The sequence below is a fragment of the Rhizobium sp. NZLR8 genome (assembly GCF_019685025.1).
Lineage (GTDB): Bacteria > Pseudomonadota > Alphaproteobacteria > Rhizobiales > Rhizobiaceae > Rhizobium.
In genome coordinates this window covers 117,900-132,993 of record NZ_JABDVY010000008.1, presented here as the reverse complement: position 1 = coordinate 132,993, position 15,094 = coordinate 117,900, and the positions used below count along the sequence as shown (strand labels likewise).

At 57.9% G+C, this 15,094-nt stretch carries 14 protein-coding genes; 10 read left to right on the top strand and 4 right to left on the bottom strand.

The genetic code is table 11. The features are described from left to right. Positions 1-42 precede the first annotated feature (42 nt). Positions 43-483, bottom strand: a complete 441-nt coding sequence (locus tag HJB89_RS18970) for an RbsD/FucU family protein (protein ID WP_207585927.1) — start codon at positions 481-483, stop codon at positions 43-45. Positions 484-676: 193 nt separating this feature from the next. On the opposite strand from HJB89_RS18970, the gene HJB89_RS18965 reads away from it, so the two are divergent. The 4 genes from HJB89_RS18965 to HJB89_RS18950 are packed head-to-tail and all read left to right on the top strand — an operon-like array spanning position 677 to position 5,275. Further along, positions 677-1,675 carry a LacI family DNA-binding transcriptional regulator gene (locus tag HJB89_RS18965; RefSeq protein WP_207585732.1) on the top strand — a complete coding sequence of 333 codons (999 nt, stop codon included), beginning with the start codon at positions 677-679 and terminating at the stop codon, positions 1,673-1,675. Next, positions 1,672-3,189, top strand: coding sequence for a sugar ABC transporter ATP-binding protein (locus HJB89_RS18960; RefSeq protein ID WP_221131209.1), 1,518 nt, complete (start codon positions 1,672-1,674; stop codon positions 3,187-3,189). Before HJB89_RS18965 ends, HJB89_RS18960 begins: the two co-directional genes overlap by 4 nt. Further along, positions 3,189-4,232, top strand: coding sequence for an ABC transporter permease (locus HJB89_RS18955; RefSeq protein ID WP_207585730.1), 1,044 nt, complete (start codon positions 3,189-3,191; stop codon positions 4,230-4,232). The genes HJB89_RS18960 and HJB89_RS18955 overlap by 1 nt, the downstream gene beginning before the upstream one ends. Positions 4,233-4,285: 53 nt before the next feature. Then, positions 4,286-5,275, top strand: coding sequence for a substrate-binding domain-containing protein (locus HJB89_RS18950; RefSeq protein ID WP_207585926.1), 990 nt, complete (start codon positions 4,286-4,288; stop codon positions 5,273-5,275). Between the two features lie 159 nt (positions 5,276-5,434). Here HJB89_RS18950 and HJB89_RS18945 read toward each other — a convergent pair whose 3' ends face one another. Next, positions 5,435-7,690 (bottom strand): EAL domain-containing protein, encoded by a 2,256-nt coding sequence (locus HJB89_RS18945; protein WP_207585729.1) that lies wholly within the window; start codon positions 7,688-7,690, stop codon positions 5,435-5,437. A 402-nt stretch (positions 7,691-8,092) separates the two neighbouring features. Between HJB89_RS18945 and HJB89_RS18940 the strand changes: the two genes are divergently transcribed. The 5 genes from HJB89_RS18940 (at position 8,093) to HJB89_RS18920 (ending at position 12,259) form a co-directional block, all read left to right on the top strand. Next, positions 8,093-8,539 (top strand): GNAT family N-acetyltransferase, encoded by a 447-nt coding sequence (locus HJB89_RS18940; protein WP_207585728.1) that lies wholly within the window; start codon positions 8,093-8,095, stop codon positions 8,537-8,539. 289 nt (positions 8,540-8,828) lie between these two features. Further along, positions 8,829-9,125, top strand: a complete 297-nt coding sequence (locus tag HJB89_RS18935) for a hypothetical protein (RefSeq protein ID WP_207585727.1) — start codon at positions 8,829-8,831, stop codon at positions 9,123-9,125. 354 nt (positions 9,126-9,479) lie between these two features. Next, positions 9,480-9,737 carry a GlsB/YeaQ/YmgE family stress response membrane protein gene (locus HJB89_RS18930; RefSeq protein WP_007637043.1) on the top strand — a complete coding sequence of 86 codons (258 nt, stop codon included), beginning with the start codon at positions 9,480-9,482 and terminating at the stop codon, positions 9,735-9,737. 737 nt (positions 9,738-10,474) lie between these two features. Next, positions 10,475-11,092, top strand: a complete 618-nt coding sequence (locus HJB89_RS18925) for an outer membrane protein (protein WP_207585726.1) — start codon at positions 10,475-10,477, stop codon at positions 11,090-11,092. A 255-nt stretch (positions 11,093-11,347) separates the two neighbouring features. Further along, positions 11,348-12,259 carry an acetamidase/formamidase family protein gene (locus HJB89_RS18920; protein ID WP_207585725.1) on the top strand — a complete coding sequence of 304 codons (912 nt, stop codon included), beginning with the start codon at positions 11,348-11,350 and terminating at the stop codon, positions 12,257-12,259. Between the two features lie 49 nt (positions 12,260-12,308). On the opposite strand, the gene HJB89_RS18915 is transcribed toward HJB89_RS18920, so the two are convergent. Together HJB89_RS18915 and HJB89_RS18910 are read right to left on the bottom strand one after the other, a co-directional pair. Continuing rightward, positions 12,309-13,211 (bottom strand): proline iminopeptidase-family hydrolase, encoded by a 903-nt coding sequence (locus tag HJB89_RS18915; protein WP_207585724.1) that lies wholly within the window; start codon positions 13,209-13,211, stop codon positions 12,309-12,311. A 64-nt stretch (positions 13,212-13,275) separates the two neighbouring features. Further along, positions 13,276-14,073, bottom strand: coding sequence for a LuxR family transcriptional regulator (locus HJB89_RS18910; RefSeq protein WP_207585723.1), 798 nt, complete (start codon positions 14,071-14,073; stop codon positions 13,276-13,278). 128 nt (positions 14,074-14,201) lie between these two features. Here HJB89_RS18910 and HJB89_RS18905 point away from each other — a divergent pair, with 128 nt between their 5' ends. Beyond that, positions 14,202-15,092: a proline iminopeptidase-family hydrolase gene (locus tag HJB89_RS18905; RefSeq protein WP_207585722.1), complete on the top strand. Its 891-nt coding sequence runs from the start codon at positions 14,202-14,204 to the stop codon at positions 15,090-15,092. The last annotated feature ends 2 nt before the right edge of the window (positions 15,093-15,094 follow it).

Genomic DNA, 15,094 nt, shown 5'->3' with positions numbered 1-15,094 from the left:
GGGCCCGCAGCCCAATCGCCGGCCCTGCTCGAGGCTTGACCCTCAGAGCACGCCCTTCCTCAGGATGAAGTTCCCATAGGGGCGCGATTCAGCGGTCTGGATGATCGCAAACGATCGCATCGCAATGGGATAGTAAGCAAACCTCTCGATAGGTTGGCTCGCGATCGAGCGCCCTTCTGCCTCACCGCATACGGTGATGACGTCCCGGTGCACTTCCAGCAACTCACCCGGCGCGTCGACGGCCTCCATGTGCATCAGCGGCGTGTCGCCGAATCTGTCCAGGGGCATCATCTTGAGGATCCCGTCAACTGCAGTCGGTGCATCGACCCCCTCCAAGATGAGAAGCTTTCCGCTGGTGGTCTGGGTCGACACCCGAAAGCCCGAGAAGTTTCGATCGACGATGGCCAATTCGTCGCCATGACCCATAGAGGCCATAACCCACAACAAGTCGGCCGTAACGAACGGCGGAACGCCTTTGAGCACGTCATTTCCCTCCCAAGAGATGATCACGAATTGGACAATATCGAGAAAAAAACGATTGCGCAAACGTTTCGATGGCGCTAGCCTGATCTTATTCGCGGATCCTTGGAGAGCCTTTTTAAGGTTGGAATTCCGCCTGGGAGGAAAATTTGAGACGCTTTCTTGTTGTGCTGCCGGCGAACGCCGGAGCGCGCTCATGACGACGATTTCCGAAGTTGCAAAGGCGGCGGGGGTTTCGGTCTCCACGGTTTCCCATGTTCTCAACAAGACGCGCTACGTGTCGCCCGAGAAGGCGAAGCTCGTCATGGAGGCCGTGGACGAGATCGGATACATCCCGAACGCTGTTGCACGCTCTCTCAAATTATCGTCGACGGGCACGGTCGGACTGGCGATTTCGGCGATTTCGAACCCTTACTTCAGCGACATCATCTGCGCGATCGAAGCCGAGTGTTCCAAGCGAGGCTTGATCGTATTTCTGTGCGATACACAGGATGATCCGGATCGAGAACTGGAACTCGTCCGGCATCTGCACCACCGCCGTGTCGACGGGATTATCCTTGCCGCTTCGGGCGATCCTAAGAAATCGCTGGACTACCTCCTTGAATGCGATGTTCCCTGTGTGCTCGTCGACAGGCTCTCCGATGATCGTTTCGATCAGGTCGGGACCGACAACACGGCGGCAATTCGCATGCTGGTCGATCACCTCGTCACGCTCCATCACCACCGGGTTGGGATCATCCTCGGCCAGCCTGGATTTGCGACGACCGTGGAGCGCACCAGGGCTTTCCGGGAAGCTATGACGGAGAGGGGGATAGAGGTCCCACATGCCTTCATCAGCAACGGCAACCGCAGCACGGCTGACGCCGCCGCTTCGACGCACCGCTTGCTGGAACTGAAGGAGCCACCGACAGCAATCCTTGCCTCAAACAATCTAGCGATGATCGGCGCTATGAGAGCCATTCGGGAACGGGGACTGCGCGTTCCCGAAGACATTTCGGTGCTCGGGATCGATGATTTCGAATGGGCAGACTACTTCGAGCCGCGCCTGACGCTGATGGCCCAGCCTTGCGATGAGATTGGCAGGAAGGCGGCCGACTTGCTGATTGCGCGGATCGGCAACAAGCACCGCCCCCGCGAGACCGTTCGACTGTCGCCGGTTTTGCGGGTGCGTGAATCGTGTGGAGAAGCAGCATGAGCCAGGTTGTTCTTTCGGCGAAAGGGGTCACCAAGCATTTTGGCGGGGTTCAAGCGCTGCGTGGCGTGGACTTCGATCTTAAAGTGGGTGAAATCCATGCCCTGCTTGGAGAGAATGGCGCGGGCAAATCGACGTTGATGAACCTGATGTCCGGTGTGCACACGCCGGACCAGGGAGAGATCTTTATCGATGGCAAACCCGCCCGATTTCACAGCCCCCGGGATGCACAGGCGGCGGGAATTGCAACGATTTTCCAGGAATTGGATCTCGTTCCGAGTCTGAGCGTCGCGGCCAATCTCTTTCTTGGCCGCGAGCTTGTCCATCCCCATGGCATGCTCGACGGAAAGGCGATGCTGCGCGAAGCGCACAAAAGGCTGGAAGCAATCGACCGATCGATCGATCCCGCTCAGCTTGTCGGCGAGCTATCTATCGGCCAACGCCAGGTCGTCGCCATTGTCAAGGCGCTGTCCTATGCATCGCGCGCTCTGATTATGGATGAGCCGACAGCGGCGTTGACTGTCGGCGAAGTCGATCGATTGTTCGATATCATGCGCGGGCTCGCATCATCAGGCGTCGGTATCGTCTATATTTCGCATCGCCTTGAGGAAGTGCCGCAGATTGCCCATCGCGTGACGGTCATGCGCGACGGCAAGGTCGCCGGCATTACCGAACCGAACGCTCCGCAAGCCCAACTGGTGCAGCTTCTCGTCGGCCGTCCGTTGAACGAGCTTTACCCGCCTCGATCGGATCGTGTCGGCGACGTGTTACTGAGGATGCGGCAGGCCTCTTTCCGCCCGCACCGGGCGTCACCCGGCTGGCAAGCTCCATCGAAGATCGACCTGGATGTTCACCGCGGTGAAATTGTCGGTTTGGCTGGCGTGATGGGTGCAGGGCGAACGGAGCTTCTTAGCGCTCTTTACGGGACAGGTGTGCCGGGCCGATGGCAGGGTGAGGTTACCATTGGCGGCAAACCGGCAAGGCTTAGATCCATCGCAGCCGCGCGCCGGGCTGGCCTCGCCTTCGTAACCGACGATCGGCGCGGCGCCGGGCTGATGCTGCGTATGTCTGTCGGCCTCAATCTGGTCATGTCGATCATTCGCCGAATATCCCCAAACGGCTTGTTGTCTGCACGTCGACAGGACGATGCGATCAAGAGCTCGTTCGGGAATTTCGACATCCGTCCCAAGAATCCCGGGATCGCGGTGGGTGCTCTTTCTGGCGGCAACCAGCAGAAGGTCGTCCTTGCCAAGGAAGTGCTGGGCAATCCCAGCTTGTTGCTTCTCGACGAGCCGACCCGCGGTGTTGACGTCGGAGCAAAGGGAGAGATTTACGCCCGCTTGCGCGAATTTGCCTCGGACGGATTGGGCATCCTTGTCGCTTCAAGCGAAATGCCTGAGCTGATTGGCCTATGCGATCGAATAGTGGTTCTACGCAATGGCTGCAGCGTTGCCGAATTTTCTGGCGGGGTGGGCGAACACGACGTTCTGGCCGCCGCCAACGGGAGGGAGGGATGATGTCCGAACAGCAAATTACGTCGAGTTCTCCGATTCAACCGGCAAAGCGCATCGATCCGCTTGCGGTGATCGTCCGCTTCCAAAGCCTGATCGGCCTTGTGCTGGTGTTTGCCGGTGGCATCATATTCTCGCCGCGTAGGCATGGGGTCATCCTGTTCATTCAACCCGACAACATCGCCAACATCGTTCGCGCAGTGTCGGAAACCGGCATCATCGCCATCGGAATGACGTTTGTGATCATAACCGCCGGGATCGATCTTTCGGTTGGGGCCGCCCTTGGTCTTGCGAGCGTCGTCACAGCAACATTGATGGTCTCCGGCGGTTTTGGACTGATTACAACGGTGCTGGCAGTGCTGCTGATGGGCACTTGTTTCGGCTTGGTCCAGGGAGCGATCTCAAGCAAGTTTCGGCTTGAAGCCTTTATCGTCACTCTTGCCGGTTTACAGGCAGCTCGCGGGCTGGCACTCGTCGTGTCGGGCAATCAGTACATCAATATATCCTATGGTGATGGCCCTGGGCTGGCTCCACCCATCTTTGCGGTTCTCGGCGGGCGATTGTTCGGCAATGTCGTTCCGGTGGCCACGATCGTCTTTTTGATTTTTGCTTGCATCGCCACGCTGGTGCTGAACACGACTAGATTCGGCCGTTACGTCTATGCCGTCGGCGGAAACGAGCGCGCCGCTCGCATTTCAGGTGTTCCGGTCTCGGCAATCAAGATCGCCGTTTACGCCATTACCGGCTTTGCATCCGCGCTGGCCGGCATCGTCCATGCCGGGCAATTCAATTTCGGGAGCGCCAATGATGGCACCGGATATGAACTGACGGCCATCGCGGCTGTCGTCATTGGTGGGACAAGCCTGTTTGGCGGGTCGGGTTCCATGGTCGGAACGATCGCCGGTACGATCATGCTTGGCGCCTTGGCCAATATTCTTCAGCTCAACAACATCACGCCGGCCATGCAGCTGCTTTCTACAGCGGCAATTATCGTTCTGGCGGCAGTCCTTCAATCCCTCGTTCGTCGCCGCGAAGGATTGGGCAGGTAGTGTGGCGGCATCTTCCGGAGGGTGGATCCGGGACCAATGTGGAGGAGAAAGTAATGACACAGAATGCACTTCGATTTTCGAGTGCCCGGCGCATGGCACTTATGGCGGGCTCATGTCTTTGTATTGCGGGCGTGGCCCAAGCTGCCGATCCGCTTGTGAAGGCTTGCGCCAAGGATGGCGAATTCGTCATCGGCTTCTCGCAGGCAAACAATGCGGAGCCCTACCGCCAGCACGTCAACGATGAACTGGAAGCAGCCGCCAAGGCAGTCCCGCAGTTCACACTGCAGATTGCCGACGGGGCAGGCAACGTCAACACGCAGACGTCGCAAGTCGACAATTTCATCACCCAAAAGGTCGACCTTCTGTTGATCTCGCCTTTCGAGGCGGCCCCGCTGACACCCGCCGTCAAACGGGTTATGGACGCGGGTATCCCGGTCATCGAACTTGATCGCAAGACGAACGGTGAAGCTGGCAAGGACTACACAGCTTTCATCGGAGGCGATAACTACAAGATTGCGCTGGCGGCCGGCGAATATACCAGCAAGACGCTTCTTCCGGATGGCGGCGAGGCCGCCGTGCTGCAGGGGCTGCCCAGTTCGACACCGGCCGTCGAACGGCTCAATGGCTTCAAAGATGGCGTGAAAGCCAATTCCAAGATCCAGATCGTGGCAGAACAGGCGGCGGACTGGCTGCCGGATAAAGCGCAAACGGCGTTCGCCGCCATGCTGCAGGCCCATCCCGATATCAAGATGGTCTATGCCAGCAACGATATGATGGCGGCGGGTGCGCTGCTTGCTGCGAAAGGTGCCGGTAAGAGCGTGAAGATCATCGGCACTGACGGCTTGCCTGGGCCTGCCGGGGGAATTGAGGCGGTCGCAAAGGGCGATTGGTCCGCGACCTTTACCTATCCTACGGGAGGGAAGGAGGCGATCGACATGGCAAAGTCGATACTGCTGGACTGCGCGTCGTCTGTTGAGCCGACGGTAACGGTCGATACCACAGCCATCACGCCCGAAAACGCGAAGCAAATGATGGGCAAGTAAAGGCGCAGGCTCAACCCGGCTGGGCGTATCTGCCTAGCCGGGTCGAGCCAATCAATTGGCTGGAGCGCGTCGAGCCCTTGCTGATCTCGATGCCATCCCCTGGTGAGCCGGTTGTGGAACGCGCAAGCCTGGAGTGCTTGGGGAAGCAGGGCATGGCTATCAGCCTGCCGCTGTGAGTCCCTCGTCTTTCGCACGGCAAAATTCGATCAACTGCTCCGAGGTCATTGGTCGCGCCAGCGCGTAACCCTGCAGCAAATGGCAACCAAGATCTTTCAGGATCTTCGCATGCTCCATTGTCTCCACGCCCTCTGCGACGATGTCGATGTTCTGTGACCGGCCAATTTCTATGATCGAGGAGACCAGACGGCGTTGAGATGGAGAGGCGATAATCGGCTTGATAATTTCCCGATCGATCTTCAATCTTCGCGGCTCAAATCTCAGTAGACTGACGATACTGGCATGTTCGGTGCCGAAATCGTCGATCTCGATTTCAATGCCGAGCTCTTTGACAGCTGGAATGATGTCATTGAGAACAGGCTGAAGATGGTCGAAGGAGATTGTCTCCAGCAACTCGAAACACAGGCGGCCCCTCGCGACGGGAAGCTCGGACAGTTCCGCAAGCAGATTTGGCTGTGCCAGTCGACGCGCTGAAATGTTTACCGAGACACGCGGGATCTGCATTCCCAAGCTGTCCCATCTTGTAAGCTCGAAGAGAGCCTTTTGCAGGATCAGCCGGTCCATGTCCCCGCTACGCCCCAGCCTTTCGGCGACATCAAGAAATTTGTCTGGGCCGAGCAGACCTTTTTTCGGGTGAACCCACCGGGCAAGTGCCTCAACGCCGGCGATAGTCAATGTGTTCGCATCGAACTGCGGTTGGAAGAATGCAACGAGTTCATCGCAATCGAGGGCGTGATGAAATTCGTCCGCCAGTTCTTTCGAAAGGATCGCCGCGCTGCGAAGCTCTTCGGTGAAAACGGCGGCACGGCCGCGGCCCGTCTTCTTTGCCTCGTATAGAGCCAGGTCGGCATTCAAAAGCAATTGGCTGAGGTCTCGCCAGCCCGCCCGTGGGGTCTCCCAGGCGACACCGACGCTGGCGCCGACGACACACTCCACGCCATCAATAAAGATTGTCTGCTCGAGAGAATCGACAATCAGACTGGCTAATGCCTTTGCTTTAGGCTCGGGATTGGCATTCCAGCTGGCGAAGATGAACTCATCTCCGCCGATCCGAGCAGCGACCTCGTTTGGGCCGGCCAACCCCGCAAGGCGCGAAGCTGTTGCTTGCAAGACTGTGTCACCGCCAGCATGCCCTTTCGTGTCGTTAATCTCTTTAAATCGATCCAGGTCGATATGGATGAGTATCAGACAATCTTCTGGATCAGGTCGCGGCGGCTGCGAGATGATCTGGTCGACAAATCGTCGATTGGGAAGTCCCGTGAGGGCGTCATGCAACGACAGGTACTCCAGCCTTTGCCGTGCTCGAACGAGCTTTTTCTTGTGAAGGCGAAGCTTTTCAATCGTTCTTTGGCGTGATTTGGTCAGAAAACCGACCCAGATAATCGGCGCAACGACACATAACGACAACAAGCTCGCATAGAGCTCAAAAATGCCGATCCCGCTATTTTGGCCCCATCCGCCCTTAGGCGCCGCGACCAGGGTCCATCGTCCATAAGCCATATCGACGGACGCCTTAACCGGTTTCTTCGAAAAAGTTTGCAGGCTGCCGAGGAACACTTTTTTAGGTAAATCCGGCTCCGGCACGGTACTGATGGCAATCTCAAGGTCGGTCGATTCAAGGCCGCTTTCTCGGTAGAGCTTTGGTATATCTATCAGCCCAGACAGCAGACCCCAAAAGACCTGGCTCGTTCCGTCAGTGACATAAATTGGCCATCTGACAACGAAAGCGGTTCCACCTTGGACAAGGTCCACAGGGCCGGTCAGAACGATATTGTGGGTGTTGCGCGCCAGCATTGCGCTATCGCGTTGCTTCTCATTCGTTCGGTAATCGAGCCCGATGGCCTTTTCGTTGCCTTTTTCTGGATAAACCCATTTGACCACCATGCCGGGGGCCGCGGCGAAGCTGCGCAGTTGTGAATCGGGCTGCAGGATCTGCGCGGCAAGCTTGGAAAATTGGTTCTGGTCCATCGCCGGGTCGACCGCAATTCCAGCTGCCAGCCCTTGCAACAGCTTCACATTGCTATTGAGGTTCGTTTGAAGTCGAGATGATATGGTGGCGAGCTCACCGGCAACAATCGAGCGTTCATCGGCGAGCGATCGCTCGAGCCGCCAGTTCGTTGCAACAGAGACGACGATGATTGCAATAATTGCAGCAAATATTGCGGGAGCAAATGCGCCAGTTCGGTTTACAGCGCCCGCGAGGCTGCGCACCATGTTTGGATTTCTTCGAAACTTCATCAGGTTGCCGGTGTAGATGACAGGCCTCTACCCTTGCACAGTTTGTTTAAAGCAACGCTAAACCGCGCACACCTCGGAGCTATTGGTTTTCTTTGGCCATGATAATCTCCTGCTTCGACGCGATATCTCGGCAAGCCGAGCTCGATCCACACACAAAATCTATGGCCAACAAACCTTCGTCAGCGCCGGAGAGACTCTGGCGTGATGGGTCCACTTGATGCGGAATTCAAGCCAACGATCGGAAAAGCTCTGACAGCGACATGAAAGATGCGACCCACGTCACTTCGTGCGCAACACAACTACCCACGGTGTGAAGAGCAGCGGGTGCGTCGCATCTGCGACCCCGTTGCGTTAACGGTCAAACTGCTGCAAATGTCACCTCACTCAACGTAGGGTGGATTCATGCCGTTTCAGATTAAGCGTCTTATTCCAGAACATCTCAGCAGCGCCGCCGCCGTACTGGTAAGTGCCTATGCTCGACCTCCGTGGAACGAGGATTGGTCGCTTGAAGCGGCGGTTGAGAATGTGAAGACTGTGCTTGAAACGCCCAAATCGATTGCCCTTGCGGCCATCGAGGGAGGCAAGGTGCTAGGGGTAGCGTTGGGCATACGACAGCGGCGCCACTCCGGTCCGGTCATTTACCTGGACGAGCTTTCGGTACTGCCTGAAGCGCAGGGCGCGGGGATAGGGACAGCGCTGCTTTCGGCAATTTACGAAACAGCAATGGCCGAAGGTTGTAATAGCGTCTGGCTGGTCTCACAGCGAGAGGGTGCGTTGTCGAAATTTTATCAGCGCTGCGGGTTCGCCATTGGCGGCGATCTTGGGCTCTACTCGAAATCGGGAACTTAGCGTAGGGGGCGGTAAGGGTCTGCCACAGATGGCGCCATGCTGGCGCGGCCGAGGTCGCTGGCTTCGGGCGATCGCCCCGGTGTGCCTGTGGGAGGGAGGTTTCGGCGCAGGTCGTGATGGGACATGGATGGTCGTGGTCGCCCGCCACGGCAGGCAGATGGCCCGGACATGCCGCCGGCTATCCGGATTCCGGTGCCGCCAGCGCCTCGATACGTACGTTTTCGTACGCGAGGTTGAAAACGGAAATCCGTAGATTAGGATCGGCTGATGTAATTGGGGAGGAATACGGATGACCCAGCATTCGGGAATTACGAAGCCGGCGCTGCAGCCCGATGACGTGGCCATGCTGAAAGCTGTGCTCAGGCAATGGTGTCAGGAAAAATCATATGACATTGGCAGTCCGGCAGCGCAGCATGTTGCAAGGGAGCTTGTCTCCTGGTTCGAATGCGGCATTCGCGACCAGCAAAAGCTCAGCGGCCTGATGCGGCACATGTATCTGGAGTTGAAATTTTTTTCGATTTTCACGCATGCGCCTTGTGTAGGTTCGCGGCCAGCCATGCAATCCGGCCAGTTGGTGGCTGGATAAGAGCGGCGCAGTGCTTCGATTGGACTGGATTCCTTCGGCCTAAGCTTTCCAGATCGGCAGATCGCCCTCAGAGAGATCATCGATGACCTTCAGCCTCTGCGACAGCGCCCTAGGTGTTTGATCGTCCGCTTCCCAGGATCCGCGCTTCGATTGAATCCATCGCGAATGCCGATGACGATTGCTGGAAAACTATCACCAGCGGCGTTCGCATGAATAGAGTCCGTCTGACCGCCGGAACCAATCGGCACCGCGCGTGTTTAATTCTCGGTCGCGCGGCAATCATTCCCGCAAAGATTTGATGACCTGGCAGTCCGGTGGCGATCGCCGTTTCGTCCAACATTCAGGGGAATTCATATGGAAAACGCAGGTATCGGCTGGATTGCAGCAATCATCATTGGCGGTTTGGCAGGATGGCTCGCCGAAATGTTCATGAAGAGCAACATGGGCGTCCTCATGAACGTCTTGCTTGGCATCGTCGGCGCGATCGTCGCCAACTTCATTCTCTCGCTCTTCGGCGTCGTCCTCGGCGGATGGCTGGGATATCTCATCGCGGGCTTCGTTGGAGCCTGCATCCTCATCGCGATCGCGCGCATGGTTAGACGGACGGCCTGATCGGAGAGGCTCTCCGTCGATCTTGAGCGACGGGCGGTCCGGCCCATATCCATGGTCTATCGCCGGAAAAACGATTGCCATGCAGCGAGTGATCGCTCGCTTGGCTGCTTGGACGGCAGAGCGCGCTCCCCTAATGGGTCGAGCGCTCTCTGGCGTTTCTGTTCACGTGTCTTCTTACTTATCGATGCGCAGCATCCGGATCTTTCGACAGAACTTCGATCCGCTGCAGATCGCGCTCGCTCATCGCAATCAGTCCCATCCGCAATCTCCCAAGCGTCAATCAGACCCGGGGAGTGTGACATTCCAACTTTGCAGAAACAGGACACTTCAACTTTGCGGCTACAAAACAATGTGGCGTAATGCAGGTTATGGAACAAAAATAATTATTTTATTACAATTACATAGGCTCAAATATTCGTATTTTGCGGCCGCACGTTTGTGATGGAAGTTTCGTTTTCTGCGAGTTGGAATTCTACACTGCCTGCGTTGGATTCTGCGCCCGACGATCGACAATTTGATCGGGTGGTAGCCCGAATATGCGCTGGCGCTCGTTTTGTATCGACACGTCCGGAGACGTCTTGACGCGCGACCTTGGCGCCTGCGCCGTGTCCGAGTTCACAACATATCTCAACAATAAAGTGCAAACCGCAACTCCGAACCGCAGCATAATGCATCGGCCCCAGCCGACTTGCCGGTTTGCTGAGCTTTCTCCAATAATCGAATGACGAGGCACTTTAATGTATAAAAAGATAATCGCGTTGGCCGCAGTGACTTTATCGGCAGTGCCGGCTTTTGCCGCCGATCTCGTGGTTCAAGATCCCGCATATGTTCAACAGGAACAGACCCAGTCGGCCTTCGACTGGTCGGGGTTCTATCTTGGACTGCAAGGCGGATATACCGCGACACATGCAAGCTACCTCAGCGGTTCCGAGCAGGATCTCGATGGCGGGTCCACGGGTATTTATGGCGGATATAATTTCCAGCACGGCCCTTTCATCTTCGGTATCGAAAATGACTTCAACTACAACTGGAAGGATGGGAGTGACGTTTCCCTGAAATGGGACGGCTCGGCGCGTGGCCGCGTGGGATATGCTTTGGACCGTATGTTGATCTACGGAACCGGGGGTTTGGCCGCAGCCGGTGGAGAAGTCGACGTGCCGGGCGTTGGCAAGAAGGACGACATTCTGATTGGCTGGACCGCCGGCGCAGGTGTGGAGCGCGCCCTGACAGACAATATATTGATGCGCGCTGAATATCGTTATGACGATTTCGGGAGCAAGGATTTCGGTTCGGCGCTCGGCGATTTCGAGGTTAATCAGCAAAAGGTAACGTTCGGCACCAGCTTCAAATTCTGAGCGTAAAGTGATCGCGCCTCGACGTCGGTCGAGGCGTGATCATCTGCTTTCAGGATTCCAGGGAGTCCTCCCCGATGTCTAAAGACGCGTTGATATGACAGCCTGCCGATCGGCGGCCGGAATGCGGCCGAACCGTATTTCGGGTGATGCTGTGGATTGGCATTGCAGGCAATCTCTGATCTAGTCTCCAACTCTCTCCGCCGAGCAGTTCAACTGCAGGCTCACAACATTCCAAACGAGCGAGAGCGTATTGTGATGACCACTCACCGCTTCATTCCGACGATCTTCCATAATGTCATCGGTTCATTTCCCCCGGCGCTCCATGTCGCCAGTGGCGACACGGTGATCACTGAGACGCTTGATGCCGCCGGACATGACAAGGACGGTGTCAAGCAGGCACCCGGCGGCAATCCGATGAACGGCCCGATCTTCGTGGAAGGTGCCGAGCCCGGAGATGCGCTTAAGGTCGAGATCATCAGCATGATCCCGACCAGGGACACGGGGTTTACCCGAAGCGTCGTCGCCGCCAACGTGGTCGATCCCGAGACGGTGCGTGACCTGCCGCCGCGCGATATCGCCATCTGGGCCATCGACCGCGATGCCTCGACCGTCCGGCTGTCCGAGCCGGTCGCAGGCCTCGAATATTTCGTTCTGCCGCTCGCCCCGATGATCGGCTGTTTCGGCGTGGCGCCCAGCCTCGGCCAAGCGATCTCGACCGCGACCAGCGGCGAATATGGCGGCAACATGGACTATCGACTGTTCGGTCCCGGCACCACGGTTCGCTTTCCGGTATCGGCTCCGGGCGCCTTGTTCTTTCTCGGCGATTGCCATGCCGTGCAAGGGGATGGCGAGATTGTCGGAACCGGCATCGAGACCACCTTCGAAGTCACGGTGAGGCTGACGGTGGAAAAAAAGGCCGGGCTGGTCTGGCCGCGCGGCGAAACCGCCGAGGACATCTTCACCATCGGCAACGCCCGACCCCTCGATCAGGCGCTCCAACATGCAACCAGCGAAATGTTGACCTGGCTGGCGTCGGATTATGGCTTGGACAGGACGGCGGCCAGCCATCTGCTCGGCCAGGTGGTGCGCTACGACGTCGGCAACGTCTTTGATCCGGCCTATACGATGGCTTGCCGCGTCGCCAAGAAATGGCTGGTTCGTCGATAGGTGATCGCCAGCTTATCGCGGGCGATCCAATGGGCCGGCAGCGCGTTCCTCAATCGTGCCGTGACAGGAAACCGGAAACGGTCGCCAGGCAAAGCTGTTTTTCCTCGACATGCGGCATGTGGCTGGAGTTTTCGAAGAGCACCCATTCGCAGCCCGGGACACGTTCGAGGTAGGGCCTGACCACCAGTGGCGTCGCCTCGTCGTATTTTCCCGAGATCAGCAGCGTCGGGGCTTCGATACGGTCAAGCCTGTTCTCGATCGTCCAGTCTTTCATTGTGCCGATGACGTGAAATTCGGTCGGGCCATTCATGTTGCGGTAGACGGTGTTGTCCTCGTCCATGATCGCGAAGGTCCGCGCCACTTCGGGCGGCCACGGCGACACGCGGCAGACATGGCGGTCATAAAAGACGCGCGAGGCGGCGATATAGTCCGGATCGGTGAGGCTTCCCGCCAGTTCATGCTTCAGCAGCGTGTCCTGCACCTCCTTCGGCAGTTCCTGCCTCAGCCGGTTCGCCTCCGAAACCCAGGTGTGCATGTTTGCAGGCGAGTTGGCGATGACCAGCGCCTTCAAGCCTTGCGGCCGGCGCACCGCATGTTCGGCGCCGAGCATGCCGCCCCAGGACTGGCCGAGGAAGGCATAACGATGCTGAATGCCGAGATGGGACAGCAGCGCGTCCAGCTCTTCGAGGAACAGGCCAACCGTCCAGAAATCCGGGCCTTTTTCTGGAAGTCGGGTGGAATTGCCATTGCCGAGCTGGTCGTAATGGATGACCGGGCGGCCGTCGAGGGCGGCGATATCCTTGAAGGAATCGACGTAATCATGCGTGCAGCCAGGCCCGCCATGGGCGACGACGAGGGGCAGTTTGCTGCTCTCCAGCGAGCCGGTGACGCGATACCAGGTGCGATAGTCGCGAAAGGGCAAATAGGCTTCGGTGGTCGTGACTTCGCCCATAGGCGTCTCCATCATTCAGCGGTGATGAAAAAGCATAACGCGGCGGCAACGGCGAAGGCAGCTATCACAAGTTATAGGGTGGCCAGGGTTGGGTCGGCCGGTCTTCGAGCAGGCGGTAATGGGTAGCGCGCACCACGGCCTGGGTGCGGTTGCGGGCGCCGAGTTTCTTGGTTGCGGCGTTCAGATGCATGACGACAGTCGGGACGGAACGGTCGATGATGCGGGAAATTTCCTTGGCTGAATAACCTTCCGCCGAATGGCGCAGGCATTCACGTTCGCGTTCGGTCAGGCGGATCGTGCCGACGCTCTTCGCCCGCGTGTCGAACAGCGAATAGGCGGTCTCATGGAAGACATGGGCCAGCAGATTGAAGTCGGCGATATAGCGCAGGGCGTGCCGTTCGAAATCGCTATTGCGGCCGAAGCGGATACCGGTGACCGTCGCATAGTCGCCGCGTGGCATGTGAACCGGGACGGTGACGCCGGTCGACATGTCGCGTTCACGCAAATAGCGCGTCACCGGCGCGGTGGCCTCGCTCATGAAACGCCTGATCAACGTATCGGCGTCGGCGTCATAGTTCCAGAAGAAGGGTGCGGAGGTGCGCAGCGCCACCTGCTGCACCGGATCGATACGGAAATAGCCGCGATCGAACCAGTAGTCGTGCATGTCGTCTGATATATTCCTGAGCTTCAGCAGCGAGGGTATCATGATGGCGCCGTCGAGATCGTAGGGCACCGGCGTATAGTCATAGATCAGCGCTTCGAAGCCGATCTGCTGCATCGCCTCGAAGGCCTGGTCGATCCGGCCGTCCAGCGTTTCATGCGCTGTAAACCGCCGTCTGATCGTTCCGATATCGTCAAGCATGATTTGCTCCCAGGTACGGCGTACTGCCCACCCTATCACTTCTTATAGCTGGCACGGAATGCGGTTTAAGGTAAAAATTTAGCCGTGCCCAATTATTGAGCAAGTGAAATCTTCTGGCGGAGCGATCAATGTGGCGTGAAATACGGCCGGACGAGCGATTCGAGATCGATGTCGATGGCTATCGCGTCGTTGCTTATAGTTTCGGGACCGGCAGCGAGACGGTTTTCTGCCTGAACGGCGGGCCGGGCCTGCCCTGCGACTACCTGCGCGAGGCGCATTCCTGTCTCATCGACAAGGGCTATCGCGTCGTTGCCTTCGACCAGCTCGGTACCGGCGCCTCCGACCGGCCGGCCGATCTCTCGCTCTGGACGATCGGCCGTTATGTCGAGGAGACGGAGACGGTGCGCAAGGCGCTGGGCCTCGGCAAGGTCCACATGCTCGGCCATTCCTGGGGCGGGTGGCTGGCGATCGAATATGCTCTGACCTATCCCGAAAACCTCAAGACGCTGATCCTCGAAGATACCGTAGCCGACATGCCGCATCTGATCTCGGAACTGGAACGGCTACGCGCCGCGCTTGGTCCAGAAACCGTGTCGATGATGCAGAAGCACGAGGCGCAAGGCACCTACAATCACCCCGAATATCTCGCTGCCGTCACCATTCTGAATTATCGGCATGTCTGCCGTCTGCCGGAATGGCCGGCGCCGGTGCGCCGCTCGCTCGACGATTGGAACATGGCGCCCTACGAGACGATGCAGGGGCCGAACGAGTTTCTCTACATCGGAAACCTCAAGGATTGGAACCGCATCCCAGATCTGCCGCGGCTGATGCTGCCGGTGCTCATCACGACGGGAGAGCATGATGAGCTGACCCCGGCCTGTGCGCTCAGGATGAAGCTTGCGCTGCCGAATGCCGAACTCAAGGTATTTGCCAACGCCAGCCACATGCCGTTTTATGAGAATCCGCAGGATTATTATCCGGCGCTTCTCGATTTTCTCGCCCGGCACAAGGCAGCCTGATG

Coding starts and splice junctions, on each gene's coding strand:
- HJB89_RS18965 (WP_207585732.1), top strand. CDS start 677: ATGACGACGATTTCCGAAGTTGCAAAGGCGGCGGGGGTTTCGGTCTCC.
- HJB89_RS18960 (WP_221131209.1), top strand. CDS start 1,672: ATGAGCCAGGTTGTTCTTTCGGCGAAAGGGGTCACCAAGCATTTTGGC.
- HJB89_RS18955 (WP_207585730.1), top strand. CDS start 3,189: ATGTCCGAACAGCAAATTACGTCGAGTTCTCCGATTCAACCGGCAAAG.
- HJB89_RS18950 (WP_207585926.1), top strand. CDS start 4,286: ATGACACAGAATGCACTTCGATTTTCGAGTGCCCGGCGCATGGCACTT.
- HJB89_RS18945 (WP_207585729.1), bottom strand. CDS start 7,690: ATGAAGTTTCGAAGAAATCCAAACATGGTGCGCAGCCTCGCGGGCGCT.
- HJB89_RS18940 (WP_207585728.1), top strand. CDS start 8,093: ATGCCGTTTCAGATTAAGCGTCTTATTCCAGAACATCTCAGCAGCGCC.
- HJB89_RS18935 (WP_207585727.1), top strand. CDS start 8,829: ATGACCCAGCATTCGGGAATTACGAAGCCGGCGCTGCAGCCCGATGAC.
- HJB89_RS18930 (WP_007637043.1), top strand. CDS start 9,480: ATGGAAAACGCAGGTATCGGCTGGATTGCAGCAATCATCATTGGCGGT.
- HJB89_RS18925 (WP_207585726.1), top strand. CDS start 10,475: ATGTATAAAAAGATAATCGCGTTGGCCGCAGTGACTTTATCGGCAGTG.
- HJB89_RS18920 (WP_207585725.1), top strand. CDS start 11,348: ATGACCACTCACCGCTTCATTCCGACGATCTTCCATAATGTCATCGGT.
- HJB89_RS18915 (WP_207585724.1), bottom strand. CDS start 13,211: ATGGGCGAAGTCACGACCACCGAAGCCTATTTGCCCTTTCGCGACTAT.
- HJB89_RS18910 (WP_207585723.1), bottom strand. CDS start 14,073: ATGCTTGACGATATCGGAACGATCAGACGGCGGTTTACAGCGCATGAA.
- HJB89_RS18905 (WP_207585722.1), top strand. CDS start 14,202: ATGTGGCGTGAAATACGGCCGGACGAGCGATTCGAGATCGATGTCGAT.